General features: G+C 62.2%; 15 protein-coding genes. 1 reads left to right on the top strand and 14 read right to left on the bottom strand.

Annotated elements, in window-relative coordinates; translation table 11 throughout:
* Window positions 1-300: 300 nt before the first annotated feature.
* From M1D99_RS06960 to M1D99_RS06985, 6 genes are all read right to left on the bottom strand, one after another.
* Window positions 301-1,236: a LysR family transcriptional regulator gene (locus M1D99_RS06960; RefSeq protein WP_434574517.1), complete on the bottom strand. Its 936-nt coding sequence runs from the start codon at window positions 1,234-1,236 to the stop codon at window positions 301-303.
* 277 nt (window positions 1,237-1,513) lie between these two features.
* Window positions 1,514-2,701 (bottom strand): cyanate transporter, encoded by a 1,188-nt coding sequence (locus M1D99_RS06965; protein ID WP_434574518.1) that lies wholly within the window; start codon window positions 2,699-2,701, stop codon window positions 1,514-1,516.
* 258 nt (window positions 2,702-2,959) lie between these two features.
* Window positions 2,960-3,871 (bottom strand): copper homeostasis membrane protein CopD, encoded by a 912-nt coding sequence (gene copD / locus M1D99_RS06970; RefSeq protein ID WP_458131571.1) that lies wholly within the window; start codon window positions 3,869-3,871, stop codon window positions 2,960-2,962.
* Between the two features lie 4 nt (window positions 3,872-3,875).
* Complete coding sequence (copC, locus tag M1D99_RS06975) at window positions 3,876-4,253, bottom strand: copper homeostasis periplasmic binding protein CopC (RefSeq protein WP_186706347.1); 378 nt, start codon at window positions 4,251-4,253, stop codon at window positions 3,876-3,878.
* A 44-nt stretch (window positions 4,254-4,297) separates the two neighbouring features.
* Window positions 4,298-5,200 (bottom strand): copper resistance protein B, encoded by a 903-nt coding sequence (locus tag M1D99_RS06980; protein ID WP_434574520.1) that lies wholly within the window; start codon window positions 5,198-5,200, stop codon window positions 4,298-4,300.
* A gap of 10 nt (window positions 5,201-5,210) precedes the next feature.
* Complete coding sequence (locus M1D99_RS06985; RefSeq protein ID WP_434574521.1) at window positions 5,211-6,953, bottom strand: copper resistance system multicopper oxidase; 1,743 nt, start codon at window positions 6,951-6,953, stop codon at window positions 5,211-5,213.
* A gap of 460 nt (window positions 6,954-7,413) precedes the next feature.
* On the opposite strand from M1D99_RS06985, the gene nadA reads away from it, so the two are divergent.
* Window positions 7,414-8,472 (top strand): quinolinate synthase NadA, encoded by a 1,059-nt coding sequence (gene nadA / locus M1D99_RS06990; protein ID WP_003205010.1) that lies wholly within the window; start codon window positions 7,414-7,416, stop codon window positions 8,470-8,472.
* Window positions 8,473-8,652: 180 nt separating this feature from the next.
* Here nadA and M1D99_RS06995 read toward each other — a convergent pair whose 3' ends face one another.
* The 8 genes from M1D99_RS06995 to M1D99_RS07030 all read right to left on the bottom strand — a co-directional run bounded on the left by M1D99_RS06995 (window position 8,653) and on the right by M1D99_RS07030 (window position 18,877).
* On the bottom strand, window positions 8,653-9,141 hold the full coding sequence (locus tag M1D99_RS06995; protein WP_186706344.1) for an RDD family protein: 489 nt from the start codon (window positions 9,139-9,141) through the stop codon (window positions 8,653-8,655).
* Between the two features lie 93 nt (window positions 9,142-9,234).
* The gene (locus tag M1D99_RS07000; protein WP_003175786.1) at window positions 9,235-9,447 is read right to left on the bottom strand and encodes a cold-shock protein; all 213 of its coding nucleotides are present in this window, start codon (window positions 9,445-9,447) and stop codon (window positions 9,235-9,237) included.
* A gap of 394 nt (window positions 9,448-9,841) precedes the next feature.
* A complete protein-coding gene (gene gcvT, locus M1D99_RS07005) occupies window positions 9,842-10,966 on the bottom strand; it encodes a glycine cleavage system aminomethyltransferase GcvT (RefSeq protein WP_434574522.1) in 1,125 nt (374 codons plus the stop codon).
* Window positions 10,967-10,997: 31 nt separating this feature from the next.
* Entirely contained in the window at window positions 10,998-12,374 is a 1,377-nt protein-coding gene (locus M1D99_RS07010) for an L-serine ammonia-lyase (RefSeq protein ID WP_434574523.1), read from the bottom strand.
* A 202-nt stretch (window positions 12,375-12,576) separates the two neighbouring features.
* On the bottom strand, window positions 12,577-15,426 hold the full coding sequence (gene gcvP / locus M1D99_RS07015) for an aminomethyl-transferring glycine dehydrogenase (protein WP_434574524.1): 2,850 nt from the start codon (window positions 15,424-15,426) through the stop codon (window positions 12,577-12,579).
* Between the two features lie 10 nt (window positions 15,427-15,436).
* Window positions 15,437-15,820: a glycine cleavage system protein GcvH gene (gene gcvH / locus M1D99_RS07020; protein WP_434574525.1), complete on the bottom strand. Its 384-nt coding sequence runs from the start codon at window positions 15,818-15,820 to the stop codon at window positions 15,437-15,439.
* Between the two features lie 425 nt (window positions 15,821-16,245).
* On the bottom strand, window positions 16,246-17,754 hold the full coding sequence (locus M1D99_RS07025; RefSeq protein WP_186706339.1) for a sigma-54-dependent transcriptional regulator: 1,509 nt from the start codon (window positions 17,752-17,754) through the stop codon (window positions 16,246-16,248).
* Between the two features lie 217 nt (window positions 17,755-17,971).
* Window positions 17,972-18,877, bottom strand: a complete 906-nt coding sequence (locus tag M1D99_RS07030; protein ID WP_434574526.1) for a LysR family transcriptional regulator — start codon at window positions 18,875-18,877, stop codon at window positions 17,972-17,974.
* Window positions 18,878-18,979: the final 102 nt, after the last annotated feature.

Raw genomic sequence — 18,979 nt, forward strand, 5'->3', positions numbered from 1 at the left:
TTTTGCTGTTTTAAAAGTCTGGAAGGCCCACGAAAGTGAGGATTTCCGGATTTTTTTTTGCCCATGAAAAAGCCCACCCTCTGAAGTCAATGCTGTTCACTTAAGGCAATCGGCAAACCCGTGGCGAGGGAGCTTGCTCCCGCTGGGCCGCGAAGCGGCCCCAGAACCTGCCAAGTGCGGCGTATCAGACACCGCACCCGCCGGTTTACGACTGCTTCGCAGCCGAGCGGGAGCAAGCTCCCTCGCCACAGGGTCATCATTGTTCTTAAGTGAACGGCATTGCACCCACCGAAGTGGGGCTCAGAGCAGGCCCTCCTCGGCGCATACTTGCATGATCTGCTCGCGAAGCCAGATGTTGGCGCTGTCCTGGCTCGCTTTCTCGCTCCATACCATCTCCAGGGTAAAGTTCGGTAAGCCCGTGGGTGGCGGGTGTTCGCCGAATCGTGCTTGATCGCAAATCAATGCCTGGATACGCCGAGGCAATGTCAGGAGGAAGTCGGTTCCAGCGATCAGGTTCAACGCTGCTACGTAGCTGTTGGCTCTTGCGACTATCTTGCGGCTATAACCCTGTCGGGCGAGCCAGCCATCGATCATGTTGGTGTCAGACGTCCACGGTGTTGGAAACACGTGCTGGCGGGCGGCGAACGCTTCCAGGCTGAAGTCTTCTTGCGGCCCTGGGAAATTTTTATCGAGCACGCACACCAACTCGTCTTCGAGCAGCACCTGCGAGCGCAGGCCTATGACGTCGCCATGGAAGTGTGGCCCGAAACAGACGACAAGATCGAAGCGATCGTCCCGCAGTGCATCAACCGGTATATCCCGATGAAATTTCGTCGTGTTGATGACCACCGCAAAGCGCTTGCCGATGAAGCGTTTGACCAATTTGGGCAGGATCAGCAGTTCAAAGTATTCCGGCGCACAGAGGTTGAAGGTGATTTCTTCCTGATTCGGATCGAATGTCTGGAAACCGGAATGGCATTGATTGATCGCCTGGAGAACCCCCAGTATCTGGCCGTACATGGCGGTGGCTTTATGAGTGGGGCGCATGCCGGAGCGGGTACTGATGAACAGCTCGTCTTGGAAACTGGTGCGCAGTTTCCTCAGGCAGTAGCTCACGGTTGACTGGCTGACGCATAGGGCCTCGGCGACCTGGGTGACGCTGCCTTGTTCGTACACCGCTACAAAAACCATCAGGTCTTGCATGTCCAGCTTTCTGAGCAGGTTACTGACCAGCATCAGCTATTCTCGGCGTCATCCCTGCGTCTCTCTTTGTCCTGGCGAAAGTCCTCCATTTATACAGGAGCCCGGGGCTTTTATCTTTCAGTCAGGTGCAGGGCTTACGACAGGCGCTGTCTAGTGGCCTGTGTGGCTAATTCGTGCACTCAACTTCGGCGCCAGAACTTGCCAGCCTGCGTTGCCATTCCTCGCCGTAGCGGGCTACGACTCGTCATGGCGCCTTGCCTGGCAAGCCCTGACACTCGAATTTGAGTACTCGAATTAACCGTACAGGCCACTAGTCTATATGCCGCGCGTATTGCTTGGGATCGAAGCGCAGGACCATCAGGAGCATCAACGCCATGACGGCAGTGAGTGACCACCAGGCCCATTCGAAGCTGCCCGACTGATCGCGAATCACCCCGGCAATCAATGGCGAGAGCCCGGCGATCAGGTAGCCAATGCCTTGCACGAACGCGGTCAGGCCACCGGCCCGTCGCGGGTTATCCAAGTGGTCGAGGGAGACGATCAAGCTCATTGGGAACAGGCCGCCGATGCCCAGGCCCAACAGGCAGGGCCACAACAGGCTGAAACGTTCCGGGCTGAGGATCAGGCCGCAGAAGCCGCCGATGATCAGGGCCAGGAGCCCGGTGAGGACCCAGCGTTTATCCCGGCTGCGGTTGGCAATCGCCGGAGTGACGAGGCCGGACAGCACTTCCATGGCCGTGAGGAACCCCAACAGCAGGCCTGCATGTTGTTCGCTCCAGCCCTTCTCCACATAGTACGGGGCCAGCCAGGCCAGTACACAGGTGTAGGAGGCGGTGCCCAGGCCGAAGAAAATCGCCAGCAGCCAAGCTCGGGAATTGCTGAAGAATGACGCTTGCTGCCGGACAGGCGCTCCGGGCAACGGGGGCACGGCTGCACGCTGGGCGTACCAGCAACCCAGTGCGATCAATGCCAACAGTGCCCAGATCGCCAGGCCGATGCGCCAGCTGCCAGTTTGCGACAGGACAAACGGCGAAAACGATGCGGCAAGCGCCGCCCCGCCCATGATCGACGTGACATACAAACCCATGAACAGCGAGACGTTGTCGGTGTAGCGCGACTTGATCAGGGCCGGCATCACCGCCTGGATCAACGCGATGCCGAGCCCGGCCAACACCGCGCTGACGATCAGTTCGGCGGCGCTGTCCAGATACAAGCGCGATGCGGTGGCGATACCGATGATCAACAGCGACAGCACGATGGTGCGGTGCTCGCCGATGCGCAGGGCGATGCGCATGCCCAGGAACATCGCCAGGCCCATCGCCATGACCGGCAACATGGTCAACAGCGAAGCGGTGCTGAAGCTCAGCGGGACCTCCCCGCGAATGGCGGATAACAGCGGCCCGACGGCGGCCATCGAAGGCCGCAGGTTCAGCGCCACCCACACGATGCTGACCATTAGCCAGACGGCATGGGTGCTTGAGGTTCGAACGTTTTCCATGACAGGGCCTTGGCTGGATAAAGCTTCATTTAGGCCAGGGCATCTTGCGATGGGCAAACTGAAAACTGGCTGCTGGTATTGAAAAATTAAATACCGCGCCCGGCTGCCCTTTGTGGCGAGGGAGCTTGCTCCCGCTGGGCTGCGAAGCAGACCCGAAAGGTATGGGTACCCTTTGCCTGACACACCGGGTGCTCAGGTTTTGGGGGGCGCTTCGCACCCCAGCGGGAGCAAGCTCCCTCGCCACGAATTCAGTGCCGGTTATTCCATCCCGGGGCTTAACGTCCCCAACCAGGCCACCAACCCCAGGATGACCACCGCCACGGAGAACTCCAGGACCATGCTGCGCCGCAGAGCCTTCACCGCGACCCCATGCTCGCCGCTCTGTCGGGCACTTTCCAGGAGTGGGCTCAGGTGAAATCGGTTCAACGCGGCGAACACCAGCATGGCCGTGAACAAAATAAGTTTGAGCGCCAGCAACTGACCGTAAAGGCTGTCGAGCACTCCGACGATACTTGGGCCAACGATGAACAAATAGTTGACCACCCCCGTCACACTGATAACCACCACGATCACCGCCCCGGCGGTTTCAAACCCGATCAATGTCCGGGCCAGCACCGCCAGTTGCGGTTCCGCCTGGCGCAGTAGCAGGGCAAACGCAGCCAGGGCACCGATCCAGCCACCCGCCGCCCACAGGTGCATAAAGTCGGTGATGAAATGCCAGTTGCGGCGTGTCCCTTCATCCATCGCGCCGTGGCCTGCCCAGGCCAGCGTCGCCAGGGCTACGGCTCCGCCCAGCGCGACCAGGCCGAGGCTGGTGGTCGGCCAACGCTGATTGAGCGTCACGGCGACACCGGCCAGCAGCAACGCCGCCATGCGTAGCATCCAGGCCAAACCGAGGTCGGTCTCCACGACCATCATTTCAATGTGCGGCCACAGCTCGGCCCACGTCGAAACACCGCTCATGGCCCAGGCCATGCACGCCATGGCGGCCAGGGAGAGCAATCCGCCCAGCACCGCCGTGGCCAGCAGCAGTGGCGCGAAAGGCAACTGCGCACCCGACACCCGCTCCTGGCCTCGCAGGCTATACAGGCCAAACGCGGCCAGGCCGAACAGCAACATCAAATCCAGGTACAGGGCAAAGCGCAGCGCGATGTTGATCGAGTCGCTCATCAACTCACTTCACCTTGAATGTGACGTTGCCGGTGATCGGGTGCGTGTCGGACGAAACCGCGCGCCACTGGACCTGATAGGTGCCCGCGGTGAGAGGGGCATTCGGCGTGATGACCATGGTTTTCGGATCATCGCTGCCGGACACCTTGGCCGGCATCGGCATGGGCGAATGCGCTGCCATGCCCGGCATCGCAGTCATCATCAGCTTGGCGCCGGAAAACTTGGTCAGCAGGTTTTCGGAAAAGTGCAGCTCGATCTTTGCCGGTGCCGCCCCTTCGGCACCTTCGGCCGGGGTGGAGGACAGCAGTTTTGGATGAGCCTGGGCCAGGCCACTGAGCAACAGGCCAACGGACAATACAACAGCGGTTTTGATGACTGACATGCAAGGACTCCTACAACTTGGTTTTTAGTTTTTAGTGAAACAGATCAGAACCACAGGCGCAGGCCCAGCACCAGGCGGGCTTCGCTGCTGTCTTCGCCCTCTTCTCGGACGTAGTCGGCGGTGTTGCCGTAGACCCGATTCCAGGTGACGCCAATGTAGGGCGCGAATTCCCGGCGTATTTCGTAGCGCAGCCGCACGCCGAGTTCGGTGTCCGACAAGCCCGAGCCGACGCCACGGGCGGGATCGTTCTTGCCATAGAAGTTGGCTTCTGCGGTGGGCTGCAGGATCAACCGATTGGTCAACAAGATGTCGTAGTCGCCTTCCAGGCGCGCCGCGCTCTGGCCACCTTCGCCGATGAACGCGGTGGCCTCCGCCTCGAAGTTGTACAGGGCCATGCCTTGCACGCCGAAGGCGGCCCAGGTTTGCGAATCGCCCGGCTTGAAGTCCTGGCGCACGCCGGCCACCACGTCCCACCAAGGACTGATGGCGTGGCCCCACAACGCCTGCAATTCGGCTTCTTCGGTCTTGCCATTGAGGCGTTCACCTTCGGAGCGCAACCACAAACGGTCGATGTCGCCACCGATCCAGCCGGAGGCGTCCCAGCTCAGGGCGCTGCCGTCATCGGCGTCCTGCCATTCCAGTTGGTCGATGAGGAAAAACGAATGGATGGCGCTGTCGTGCACCGCGTGTCCGCCATGATCCTCGTAGACGGCGGCGCGGTCGGCGGCGGTCAGTGCCGGGATCGGCGTGCGGCTGTTGGTCGGCGCTGGTTGCATGGGTTCCATGCCCTGCATCGAGTCCATGCCTTGCATCTGGCTGTGGTCCATACCCTGCATCTGGCTGTGGTCCATGCCGGGCATGTCATTGTTCGCCGCCCAGGCCGAGAGGCTGCTGCCAAAAGCAAGAATGGCCAGGGGCAGGGCGGGGTATTTCACGATAGGGGTCATGGTCGCTTCCTCATTCCTGCACCCGAACTTCACGGAACATGCCCATCTCCATGTGATACAGCAGATGGCAGTGATACGCCCAGCGCCCGAGGGCATCGGCGGTGACCCGGTAACTGCGCCGGGCGCCCGGTGGCACGTCGATGGTGTGCTTGCGGACCATGAACTGGCCGTTCTCATCCTCCAGGTCGCTCCACATGCCGTGCAGGTGGATAGGGTGGGTCATCATGGTGTCGTTGATCAGCACGATACGCAGTCGCTCGCCGTACTTGAGCAGCAGCGGTGCGGCGTCGGAGAATTTCACGCCGTTGAACGACCAGGCGAATTTCTCCATGTGCCCGGTCAGGTGCAACTCGATCGTTCGGCCCGGCTCGCGGCCGTCGGGGTCGGGAAAGGTGCTGCGCAGGTCGGCGTAGGTCAGCACTTTGCGTCCGTTATCGCGCAGCCCCATGCCTGGGTCATCGAGCTTGGGCTTGGCGTCCATGGCCTGCATGTCCACGAGGGGATTGTCTTTCTCGGTGTCGGGGTGCGCGAGCATGCTGTCCATGCCCTGCATGGCACCGTGATCCATGCCGGCCATGTCACCCATGCCCTGCATCTGGCTGTGATCCATGCCTTGCATGCCGCTGTGGTCCATGCCCGCCATGCCCATGTCGTCCATGGTCACCAAGGGGCGTGGGTCCAGGGGCGGCACCGGCGCCGACAACCCGGCCCTGGCCGCGAGGGTGCCGCGGGCATACCCCGTGCGGTCCATGGACTGGGCGAACAGGGTGTAGGCCTCTTGGGTTGGTTCGACGATGACGTCATAGGTTTCCGCCACGGCGATCCGCAACTCATCGACGCTCACCGGCTTGACGTATTGGCCGTCGGACGCCACCACCGTCATCTTCAGGCCGGGAATGCGCACGTCGAAATAGCTCATGGACGAGCCGTTGATAAAGCGCAGGCGCAGACGTTCGCCAGGCTTGAACAGGCCGGTCCAGTTCATGTCCGGCGCCTGGCCGTTCATGAGGTAGGTGTAGGTGGCGCCACTGACATCAGCCAGGTCAGTAGGGTTCATCTTCATCTCGGCCCACATCTTGCGATCGGCCACGGTGCTGGCCCAGCCGTTCTTGCCCACATCGTCGATGAAGTCGCCAACGGTGCGTTTGTTGTAGTTGTAGTAGTCCGACTGTTTCTTGAGCTTGCGCAGGAGGGCGCCAGGGTCTTCGTCGGTCCAGTCGGTGAGCATCACCACGTAGTCCCGTTCGTACTGGAAGGGTTCGGGTTCCCTGGCATCAATCACCAGCGGGCCGTAGACCCCGGATTGTTCCTGGAAACCGGAATGGCTGTGGTACCAGTAGGTGCCGTTCTGCCGGACCTTGAACTGATACACGTACATACCGCCGGGCTCGATGCCCTTGAAACTCAGCCCCGGAACGCCGTCCATGTTGGCCGGCAGCAGGATGCCGTGCCAGTGGATGGAGGTGGTGTCCTCCAAGCGATTGCGTACCCGCAGGGTCACGGTGTCGCCTTCACGCCAGCGCAACAGCGGGCCGGGGATGCCACCGTTGATGGTCTGGGCGGTGCGGGGGCTGCCGCTGAAATTGACCGGGCTTTCGCCGATGAACAGGTCGAACTCGGTGCCTGTCAGTACGCTGGGCAGGCCCGAGCCGGTGACTGCCCAGACCGGCGCACGCCACAAGCCCAGGCCGCCGAGGATGCCGCCGGCAGTCAGGCCCTTTACGAAGGTTCGCCGGGAAGTTTTTGTTTGCATGGGATGAAAGTCCGTCCGTCGATTCGCTGCGAACACCGGTTCCCCAGTGTCGCGTTGAAAAGAAGATGACATAAGCCGGCGGAGCGGGTGATTACATTTCAGTCAGCTTGCCCGAGGCGAGCACCGGGGCGCTTTTGTGGCGAGGGAGCTTGCTCCCGCTGGGCCGCGAAGCGGCCCCGAGATCTGCCATCCTATCTGCCAGTCTGTTGTTCCCGGCCCTTTTTGGGGCCGCTTCGCGGCCCAGCGGGAGCAAGCTCCCTCGCCACGGGGGGCTGCGTCCTGGCTTGTGGTCGGGCACAGGTCAGAATGATCTTTTGCATCGACGGGATATTCTGTAGCCTTGCCGGCTTCACGCTGTCCCGTGCCTGATTGATACCCACTTTCCCGGCGGTACCCGAGTGGTCCGGAGCCGGGTGTATACTCGACTTTCGCGCTAAACGCGCTTGCAGGTCTTGCGAACATGACGCAAATTTCCGAACGCCTTCTGGTCCAGGCCCACCTCGACGCCAAGCAGCCCAAGCCGCTGACCGCCGAGCAAGAGGCCTGGTACCGCGCCGCCATCGCCGCTGAGCTCAAGGCTCAGGACGCGGTGCTGGTCGCGCACTTCTACTGTGACCCGATCATCCAGGCCCTGGCCGAGGAGACCGGGGGCTGTGTCTCCGATTCCCTGGAAATGGCCCGCTTCGGCAATGCCCATCCGGCCAAGACCGTGGTGGTGGCCGGGGTCAAGTTCATGGGCGAGACCGCCAAGATCCTCAACCCCGAAAAACGCGTGTTGATGCCGACCCTGGAGGCCACCTGCTCCCTGGACCTGGGTTGCCCGGTGGACGAATTCTCGGCGTTCTGCGACCAGCATCCGGAGCGCACCGTGGTGGTTTATGCCAACACCTCGGCGGCGGTCAAGGCCCGTGCCGACTGGGTGGTGACGTCCAGTTGCGCGCTGGAAATCGTCGAAAGCCTGATGGACAACGGCGAGACGATCATCTGGGGGCCGGACAAGCACCTGGGCACCTACATCCAGCGCAAGACCGGCGCCGACATGCTGCTCTGGGACGGTGCCTGTATCGTCCACGAAGAGTTCAAGTCCAAGCAGTTGGAAGACATGAAGGCGTTGTACCCGGACGCCGCGATCCTGGTGCATCCGGAGTCGCCGACCTCGGTGATCGAACTCGCGGATGCCGTGGGTTCTACCAGCCAGTTGATCGCCGCGGCCCAGACCCTGCCGAACAAGACGCTGATCGTCGCCACCGACCGCGGCATTTTCTACAAGATGCAGCAGCTGTGCCCGGACAAGGTCTTCATCGAGGCCCCTACTGCCGGTAACGGCGCGGCATGCCGCAGTTGCGCACACTGCCCATGGATGGCGATGAATACCCTGGAACGGACCCTCAAGAGCTTGCAGGAAGGCGCCAACGAGATCTTCGTTGACCCGGCGCTGATCCCCCAGGCGATTCGCCCGCTCAAGCGCATGCTGGACTTCACCCAGGCGGCGCGGATGAAGCTGGCGGGCAATGCCTGAAGCTGAAGAAGATTGCGGGGCTGCGAGATTTTGTGGCGAGGGAGCTTGCTCCCGCTGGGCTGCGTAGCAGCCCCAAACGAGCCACCGCGCGGTTATTCTGTCATACCGCATTGGCTGGATTACGACTGCTGCGCAGCCGAGCGGGAGCAAGCTCCCTCGCCACGGGGATGTAGTGCGTTCCTACTTGGTCTTCTTGGGAATCCGTACCAGCTGCGTATCCGAGTAGATGTCATGCCAGCTGCGCTGGCGCTTGTCGAACAGCGCCCAGATAAAGCCCAGCCCCACCAGCAGCAATGACGCAATCGACACCACGAACCGCAACAGCGCCTGCCACAGGCTGATGGCGGTGCCATCGGCGTTCTGCACACGGATGCACCACACCTGCATGCCCAGGGTCTGGCCGTTGTGGGTCCAGAACTTGGCGAAGAAGCCGAACAGCACGAACAGCAGCACGGTGGACAGCAGCGGATCGCCGTCCAGGGCACCGGCTTCGGTCAGGGCGCGCATTTTTTCTTCGCCGATGATCGCCATCTGGATCATCTTGTAGGCACCGCTGGTCACGATCAGCAGCGCCGTGCACAGCAAGAAGTCATAAAACATCGCAGCCAGGCGACGGCCCAGGCCGGCGGGAGGAAAGTCACCTTGAGGGGTGAGCAAGTGTTTCGACATGACGGCCTCGAACAAAAAAGAAGCCATTTTACGGATTTACGCCCATAAAAAAGCCCCTGATATCAATCAGGGGCTTTTTAGTTCGCGAAAGCCTTAGGCTTCGGCTTGAACCTCGTCAGCCTGCATGCCTTTCTGGCCTTGCACGGCAACGAAAGTGACTTTCTGGCCTTCTTTCAGGCTCTTGAAGCCGTTGCCCTGGATGGCACGGAAATGCACGAACAGATCCGGACCGCTTTCAGGTGTGATAAAACCAAAACCCTTCTCGTCATTGAACCACTTGACGGTACCGCTCTGACGTTGAGACATTTTCTTATTTCCTTTGACGCTAAAATTGATGACAGCCTCTTTCACATGAAAGAGTACTGGGGCTGGGTTGCAGGAAAGTAAGAGACGTCGAACGGGATGTAGCGAACTTCATAAGCTACTGCCCAGGTCACGATTCCAAGCGACCCATGCAAACACAGTGACCAAACTCTACGCCAACTTCGAATGAAAAAACAACCCCCCGGAAGGCCCTGTATTTGCTCAGCTTGCCAGCATTTACGCCGCTTGCGGAGCGGGGGTTATTCGATAGGCTAGTTCAATTGTTTGCCCACGTTATAAGGAACGATCACCTCTAAAGATATGCACCTTTTTATGGCGATTGCGTTACACATTAGTGCACGTATAACGCAATCGCGTTACTTATAGAAACAACCAATCAGCCGCGGTAGTAGCGCTGTGGAACGAATGGCATTTTGCTTACAAGCAAAGGCACCTTTTTCCCACGCACGATGGCCCAGACCGGCGTATCCAGCGCTACATAGGCGCTGTCCAGGTAACCCATCGCCAACGGAGCGCCCAAGGTCGGGCCGAAACCGCCGCTGCACACCGTCCCGATAATCTCGCCCGCTTCGTTGACGATCTCTGCGCCTTCGCGCACCGGTGTGCGTTCCTGGGGCAGCAGGCCGACGCGTTTGCGCTTCACGCCGCCCTGTTGTTGGGCGAACACGCTTTCAGCGCCAGGGAAACCGCCAGCGCGAGCGCCGTCGGCACGACGTACTTTGGAAATCGCCCACAGCAGGCTGGCTTCGATTGGCGTGGTCTCGGTGTTCATGTCGTGGCCGTAGAGGCACAAGCCAGCTTCCAGGCGCAGGGAATCACGGGCGCCAAGGCCGATGGCCGCGACTTCCGGCTCGGCCAGCAGGGCGCGGGCGAGTTTTTCCGCATCGGCGGCGGGCACGGAGATTTCGAAACCGTCTTCACCGGTGTAGCCCGAACGGCTGACAAAGCAGTCCACGCCCAACAGCGTGACGCGCTGGAACTGCATGAAAGTCATTTTCACCATGTCCGGTGCCAGGCGGGCGAGCACGTTGACGGCGGCCGGGCCTTGCAGGGCGAGCAGGGCACGGGTTTCGAACAGCGGCTCGATGCTGCACTGGTCGCCGATTTTCCCTTGCAGGTGAGCCAGGTCCTGATCCTTGCAGGCGGCGTTGACCACCAGGAAGAGTTCGTCATTGCCCAGGTTGGCGACCATCAGGTCGTCGAGGATGCCGCCGTTGTCGTTGGTGAACATGGCGTAGCGCTGCATGCCCACCGGCAGGTCGATGATGTCCACCGGCACCAGGGTTTCCAGGGCCTTGGCAGCACCTGCGCCGGTCAGGCGGATCTGGCCCATGTGGGACACGTCGAACAACCCGGCCTGATCGCGGGTGTGCTGGTGTTCCTTCATCACGCCCAATGGGTACTGCACCGGCATGTCGTAGCCGGCGAACGGCACCATGCGGGCGCCGAGTTCGAGGTGCAGGGCGTGCAGCGGGGTTTTCAACAGTTGTTCGGTGGACATATCAACTCCTGGAAAATGAAAATGACGCGCGTCAGCATTCGATGATGTTGACCGCCAGACCGCCGCGGGCGGTCTCCTTGTATTTGCTTTTCATGTCGGCGCCGGTCTGGCGCATGGTGCGGATGACTTTGTCGAGGGAGACGAAGTGATGCCCGTCGCCGCGCATGGCCATGCGCACCGCGTTGATGGCCTTCACCGAACCCATGGCGTTGCGTTCGATGCACGGCACCTGCACCAGGCCGCCGATCGGGTCGCAGGTCAGGCCGAGGTTGTGCTCCATGCCGATCTCGGCGGCGTTTTCCACTTGCTGCACGGTGCCTCCGAGCACTTCGCACAAGGCACCGGCGGCCATGGAACAGGCCACGCCCACTTCACCCTGGCAACCGACTTCGGCGCCGGAGATGGAGGCGTTTTCCTTGTAGAGGATGCCGATGGCGGCGGCGGTCAGCAGGAAGCGCACCACGCCGTCCTCGCTGGCCCCGGGGATGAAGCGCATGTAGTAATGCAGCACGGCCGGGACGATGCCCGCCGCTCCGTTGGTCGGGGCGGTGACTACGCGCCCGCCGTAGGCGTTCTCTTCGTTGACGGCCAAGGCATACAGGTTGACCCAGTCCAACACCGACAGCGGATCGCGCAGGGCGGCTTCGGGGTTCTTGCATAACTGGCGGTGCAACGCCGCGGCCCGGCGCTTGACCTTCAGCCCGCCCGGCAGAATCCCTTCGTTGCGACAGCCCGCCGCCACGCAGTCCTGCATCACCTGCCAGATCTTCAGCAGGCCGGCGCGGGTCTCGGCTTCGGGGCGCCAGGCGCTTTCGTTGGTCAGCATCACCTGGCTGATGGACAGGCCATAGGTGCTGCAATGGCCCAGCAGGTCCTTGGCACTCTTGAACGGGAAGGTCAGGGGCGTGGCGTCTTCGACAATGCGGTCGGCACCGGCGGCGTCTTCATCGACGACAAAGCCGCCACCGACCGAGTAGTACTCGCGGCTGCGCACTTGCAGCCCGGCGGCATCGAAGGCGCGGAAGATCATGCCGTTGGGGTGAAAGGCCAGCGGCTTGCGGATCATCGCCAAGTGCAGCTTTTCATTGAATTCGATGGAGCGTTCGCCGAGCAGGTTCAGGCGACCGTTGCTGCGGATCTCCTGGAGCCGGGCGTTCACCGTCTCGGTGTCCACGGTGTCGGGGTGCTCGCCCTCCAGGCCCAGCAACACGGCCTTGTCACTGCCGTGGCCCTTGCCGGTGGCCCCGAGCGAGCCATAGAGCTCGACCTTGACGCTGGTAGTGCTTTCAAGCAGATCGTCACGGCGCAGCCCCTCGACAAAACGGGCAGCGGCACGCATCGGGCCGACGGTATGGGAGCTGGAAGGACCGATACCGATCTTGAACAGGTCGAACACGCTTAACGACATGGTGTTTCTCCGGTTTCTTTTTATGAGATCGACGGTTTTTATGAGATTCGCGTAGATCCAATGTGGGAGCGGGCTTGCTCGCGAAGACGGGGTGTCAGCCAAGTAAGCGTCGACTGATACGCCGCCTTCGCGAGCAAGCCCGCTCCCACAAGGGGATAGGCGGTGTTTGTTGAGAGGGCGAGCGGACCCGCCCCTTCACAGATCAAGCGTAGCTTTCGATCGACGGGCAGGCGCAGACCAGGTTGCGGTCGCCGAACACGTTGTCGACCCGGCCCACGGGCGGCCAGTACTTGCCTTCGACCAACGACGCCACCGGGTACACCGCCTGTTCGCGGCTGTACGGGTGGGTCCAGTCGCCGACCAGTTCCGCCGCGGTGTGCGGGGCGTTCTTGAGCGGGTTGTCGTCTTTGTCCAGGCTGCCGTTTTCCACCGCGCGGATTTCTTCGCGGATGCAGATCATGGCGTCGCAGAAACGGTCCAGCTCTTCCTTGGATTCGCTTTCGGTCGGCTCGATCATCAACGTGCCGGCCACCGGGAACGACATGGTCGGGGCGTGGAAACCGAAGTCGATCAGGCGCTTGGCCACGTCATCGACGCTGATGCCGCTGCTGTCCTTGAGCGGACGCAGGTCGAGGATGCATTCGTGGGCCACCAGACCGTTGCTGCCGGAGTAGAGCACCGGGTAATGCTCTTCCAGGCGACGGGCGATGTAGTTGGCATTGAGGATCGCCAGTTGCGAGGCGCGCTTGAGGCCGGCGCCGCCCATCATGCGGATGTACATCCAGGTGATTGGCAGGATGCTCGCGCTGCCGAACGGCGCCGCGCACACCGCGCCTTCCTTGCGTTCCATGTTGGCGTGGCCCGGCAGGAACGGCGCCAGGTGCGACTTGACGCCAATCGGGCCGACGCCCGGGCCGCCACCGCCGTGAGGGATGCAGAAGGTCTTGTGCAGGTTCAGGTGCGACACGTCGCCGCCGAACTTGCCCGGGGCGCAGAGGCCGACCATGGCGTTCATGTTGGCGCCGTCGATGTACACCTGGCCGCCGTTGTCATGAATGATGCCGCAGATTTCGCGGATGCCTTCTTCGAACACGCCGTGGGTGGACGGATAGGTGATCATCAGCGCAGCGAGGTGTTCGCGGTGCTCGATGGCCTTGGCGCGCAGGTCTTCGATGTCGACGTTGCCACGGGCATCGCAGGCGGTCACGACCACGCGCATGCCGGCCATGTTGGCGGTGGCCGGGTTGGTGCCGTGGGCCGAGGAGGGGATCAGGCAGATGTCGCGGCGGTCTTCGCCACGGCTCTGGTGATAGGTGCGGATCGCCAGCAGGCCGGCGTATTCACCCTGGGAACCGGCGTTGGGTTGCAGCGACACCGCGTCATAGCCGGTGGCGGCGCAGAGCATGGCTTCCAGCTCGTCGGTCAGTTGCTGGTAACCAGCGCTCTGCTCGGCCGGGGCGAACGGGTGCAGGGCGCCAAACTCGGCCCAGGTCACCGGGATCATTTCGCTGGCGGCGTTGAGTTTCATGGTGCAGGAACCCAGCGGGATCATGGTGCGATCCAGGGCCAGGTCCTTGTCGGCGAGCTTGCGCAGGTAACGCATCAGCTCGGTTTCGGAGTGGTAGCGGTTGAACACCGGGTGGCTGAGGATCGCCGTTTGGCGCACCAGCTCGGCCGGGATGCGGCTTTGCACGTTGGCGGCCAGTGCGGCGAAGTCTGGCAGGGCCTTGCCGTCGGCCAATAGGTTCCACAGTGCTTCAATGTCAGCCTGGTTGGTGGTCTCGTCCAGGGACAGTCCCAGGCGTTCAGTGTCCACCACGCGCAGGTTGATGCGTTGGGCGCGGGCCTTGTCGTGCAGGACGGCGGTTTGCGCGCCGGTGTGCAGGGTCAGGGTGTCGAAAAAGCTCTCTTGCTCGACGGTCAGGCCCAGCGCGCCCAGGCCCTTGGCAAGGATTGCAGTCAGGTGATGGATGCGGTTGGCAATTTGCACCAGGCCCTTGGGGCCGTGATACACGGCGTACATGCTGGCGATGTTGGCCAGCAGCACTTGGGCGGTGCAGATGTTGCTGGTGGCTTTCTCGCGGCGGATGTGTTGTTCGCGGGTCTGCATCGCCAGGCGCAGGGCCGGCTTGCCGAAACGGTCCACGGAAACGCCGACCAGACGGCCCGGCATGTCGCGCTTGAACGCATCCTTGGTGGAGAAATAGGCCGCGTGCGGGCCGCCGAAGCCCAGCGGCACGCCGAAGCGCTGGGCGCTGCCGATGGCGACGTCGGCGCCGAATTCGCCCGGAGGCGTCAGCAGGGTCAGGGCCAGCAGGTCAGCGGCGACGGCCACCAGGGCGTTGGCGGCGTGGAAGCGTTCAGTCAGTTCGCGGTAGTCGAACAGGTCGCCATTGCTGGCCGGGTATTGCAGCAGGGCGCCGAAGAAACCGCTGACGTCGCTCAGTTCGCGCTCATCGCCCACCACCACGTCGATGCCCAGGGGCTCGGCACGGGTGCGCAGCACGTCGAGGGTTTGCGGGTGGCTGTGGACTGAGGCGAAAAAGGCGTTGCTGCCCTTGTTCTTGCTCAGCCGCTTGCAGAAGGTCATGGCTTCGGCGGCGGCGGTGGCTTCGTCCAGCAAGGAGGCGTTGGCGATCGGCAGGCCGGTGAGGTCGCTGATCAGGGTCTGGAAGTTCAGCAGTGCTTCGAGACGGCCTTGGGAAATTTCTGGCTGGTACGGAGTGTAGGCGGTGTACCAGGCCGGGTTTTCCAGCAGGTTGCGCAGGATCGGTGCTGGCGTATGGCAGTTGTAGTAGCCCTGGCCGATGTAAGTCTTGAACAGTTGGTTCTTGCCGGCGATGGCCTTGATCGAGGCCAGTGCATCGGCTTCGCTCTGGCCGTCGCCCATGTCCAGCACGCTGGTGCCCTTGATGCTTTCCGGGATGACGCTGGCGCTCAGGGCTTCCAGGGAGTCGTAGCCCAGGCGTTCGAGCATGGCTTGCTCGTCGCCTGCACGCGGGCCGATGTGGCGGGCGATGAATTCGTTGGCGGTGCCGAGATTAACGGTCATGGGGCGCTCCTCAGGCTTCGGCGTTGGCTTTGATCAGGCGATCGTAGGCATCTTGATCCAACAGCTTAGCCACTGCGCCGGCGTCGGTCGGTTTAAAGCGGAAGAACCAGCCTTCGCCCAGCGGATCTTCGTTGACCAGTTCTGGGCTGGCGTCGAGTTTGTCGTTCACTTCGAGCACTTCACCGTCCAGGGGCATGTACACGCCGCTGGCGGCCTTGACCGACTCCACGGTGGAGGCTTCGGCGCCTTTTTCGTAGGCCTGCAATTCAGGCAGTTGCACAAAAACCACGTCGCCCAATGCGTTCTGCGCGAAAGCGGTGATGCCTACGGTGACGCTGCCGTCGGCTTCGGCGCGCAGCCATTCGTGATCTTCAGTGAAACGCAACTCGCTCATGGAAACTCCTGGGGCCAGATTCGTCTGGTGGACGCGAAGAAAGGCGCGGGGCTTGGCCCGGCCGAATGGTTATTCCCATAGCAAGAATGCGGCCAATGTTATTAATGGCTTATATATCAATGGGTTGAGTGGAGATGTCGAGATGTGGATTGGCTTGGCTGTAGCGAAATCGCTACAGCTGCAGGCCTGGAAAAAATCGTTGTGGGATCAAAGCCTTGCACCATGCAGGTTAGCGCGGCGTGTAGCGATATCGTTCCGCTGTAGCGCTTTCAGTACAGTGGAGGTCGTTTTTGACGCGATTTCGACCACAGCTCAGAACCTCTGTGGGAGCGGGCTTGCTCGCGAAGACGGTGTGCCAGCCAAGTTGATGTTGACTGACACACCGTCTTCGCGAGCAAGCCCGCTCCCACATGAACCGAGTAAAGCTAAGGCTTCCCGGAAATACCGTACTTGCGCAACCGATGGGCAATCGCGGTATGGGAGGTCTGCAGGCGGCTGGCCAACTGGCGGGTGGACGGGTAGTTGGCATACAAACTTTCAAGCAGGTGCTTCTCGAAGCTTTCCACAGCCTGTTCCAGGCTCTCGACTTCCACATCACCTTGGCGCGCTACCGAGGTGCCGGCGATGTCGAGGTCGCCGATGTCCACCAGGCTGCTTTCGCAGATGGCGGCGGCGCGGAAGATCACGTTCTGCAATTGCCGCACGTTGCCCGGCCAGCGATTGCCCAACAGTGCCGGATACGTGCCGGGAGCGAGGCGGCAGACCGGGCGCTGGATCTGCGCGCAGGCCTGCTGCATGAAATAACGCGCCAGCAGCAGGATGTCCTGGCCGCGCTCACGCAGCGGCGGCACTTCGACGTTGAGCACGTTCAGGCGATAAAACAGGTCTTCGCGGAACGAGCCTTCGCTGACCATTTTCTCCAGGTTGCGGTGGGTGGCGCTGAGGATCCGTACGTTGACCTTGATTTCCCGGTCGCCGCCCACCCGGCGGAAGCTGCCATCATTCAGGAAACGCAGCAACTTGGCTTGCAGGTACGGCGACATCTCGCCAATTTCATCGAGGAACACCGTGCCTTGGTTCGCCAGCTCCATCAGCCCTGGCTTGCCGCCCCGTTGTGCGCCGGTGAAGGCGCCGGGGGCGTAGCCGAACAGTTCGCTTTCGGCCAGGTTCTCCGGCAGCGCGGCGCAGTTCAGGGCCAGGAACGGCGCGCTGTGTCGGGCGCTGATGGCGTGGCAAGCCCGGGCCACCAGTTCCTTGCCGGTGCCGGTTTCGCCCTGGATCAGCAACGGTGCATCCAGGGCCGCGACGCGCTGGGCCCGGGCCTTGAGGGTGCGGATCGCCGGGGATTCGCCCAGCAGCGCGTCGAAACCTTCGGCGTGATCGTGATGCAGGGCCGACAGGCGCTCGCCGATGCGGTTGGGCTGATAAAGCGTCAGCAGCGCGCCGGCATCGGTGATGGGCGTGGCATCCAGGAGCAAGGTCTGGCCGTTGAGGGTGATTTCTCGAAGCGGCAAGCGGAAACCGTTCTCCAGCAGGGCGCCGAGCAATGCCTCGTCACCGAACAGCTCGGCCACGCTTTCCCCGGCCGGTTCACGCCCGTACAGGGCAATCAGCGCCGGGTTGGCCAGCAACACCTTGCCGGCGCTGTCCAGGGCCAGCACCGGGTCGGTCATGGCGGCCAGCAAGGCATCGAGCTGCAAGTGCCGGCGCTGGCCCGGCAGGATGTCCACCACGGTAACGGCCTGCACGCCGCGCACGCTGAACAACGCCTCGCGCAACTCGTCGAGCACTTGCGGGCTGAGGGTCGGGGCGTCGATGTAGACGTTGGGCGGCACCATCTCCACGGCATCCAGGTTGAGATTGCGCCCACCGAGCAAGGCCAGGACTTCCTGGGTGATGCCGACGCGGTCGATGAAACTGACGTGGATACGCATGGGGCGGTTTAGGGTTCTGGAGTGCGGAGGGTGGCCAGTATGCCTTGGGGCGGGCTGTTGGTGAAATCCCGACGCAGCCTTGAGAGCAACGGTGACCCCCCTGTGGGAGCGGGCTTGCTCGCGAAGGCGGTGTATCAGTCGACATCTAATTGGCTGACACTACGCCTTCGCGAGCAAGCCCGCTCCCACAGGAGATCGGAGGTGAGACGGGTATCGTTTAGAGCCCCACATCCCACTCAGGCGTCTCAGGAAACTTCAACACCAGAAAATCCAGCAGGCTGCGCAACGCCGACGGCATGTGCTTGCGTGAGGCGTACACCGCATACATGTTCATCCGGCGCGGTTCGGCGTGGCCCAGCAGGCGCACCAGTTCACCGCTCTGGATATGCGGGCCAGCCTGGTAGCTGGGCAGCATCGCCACGCCCGCGCCGGCTATCGTGGCCTGGAGCAAGGTGCTGGCTTCGTTGGCGCTGATATTGCCTTGCACCGGCACCGCGATCGGCTCGCCGTCTTGCTCGAAATGCCACAGGCTCTTGCCAACGTAGGAATGGGTCAGGCAGTTGTGCCGGCTCAGATCTTCCACGCGCAGCGGTGTCGAGTGCTCACGCAGATACCGCGGCGACGCGCAGATCACCGAGCGGCAGACGGTAAGGCGGCGTGCGATCAGGTTCGGGTCCAGGTCGTTGCTCATGCGGATCGCCAGGTCGATGCGTTCATCCACCAGGTTGACGGTGCGGTCGAGCATCTGCAGGTCGACGCTCACTCCTGGGTAGCGCTTGACGTATTCGGCCATGGCGCTCGCCAGTTGGGCCTGGCCGAAGGAGGTGCTGGCACTGATGCGCAACATGCCCCGTGGCGCGTCGTCCGGGGTGCCAACGGCGGCTTGCATGTCGCCGGACAACTCCAGCATTTGCCGGCAGCGCGGCAGGATCTCCGTGCCGGCGGCGGTCAGGCTCAGTTTGCGCGTGGTGCGGTGCATCAGCCGGGCACCGACCCAGTCTTCCAGCTCCGCCAGGTAGCGTGACACCACCGGCCGCGACAGGTCCAGGTGCTCGGCCGCCGCTGACTGGCTACCGAGGTCGACCACCGTGACGAACACCCGCATTGCTTGTAGACGATCCATGATTTGCCCGCTTTCAGAAACAAACTATGTCCCAGCATCGCATTTTTTGTAACGAGTCAGGCAACTAAGCTCAGTCACATCCCCTGACGGGTTTTTGGACAA

Source organism: Pseudomonas sp. R3-41 (assembly GCF_054161485.1).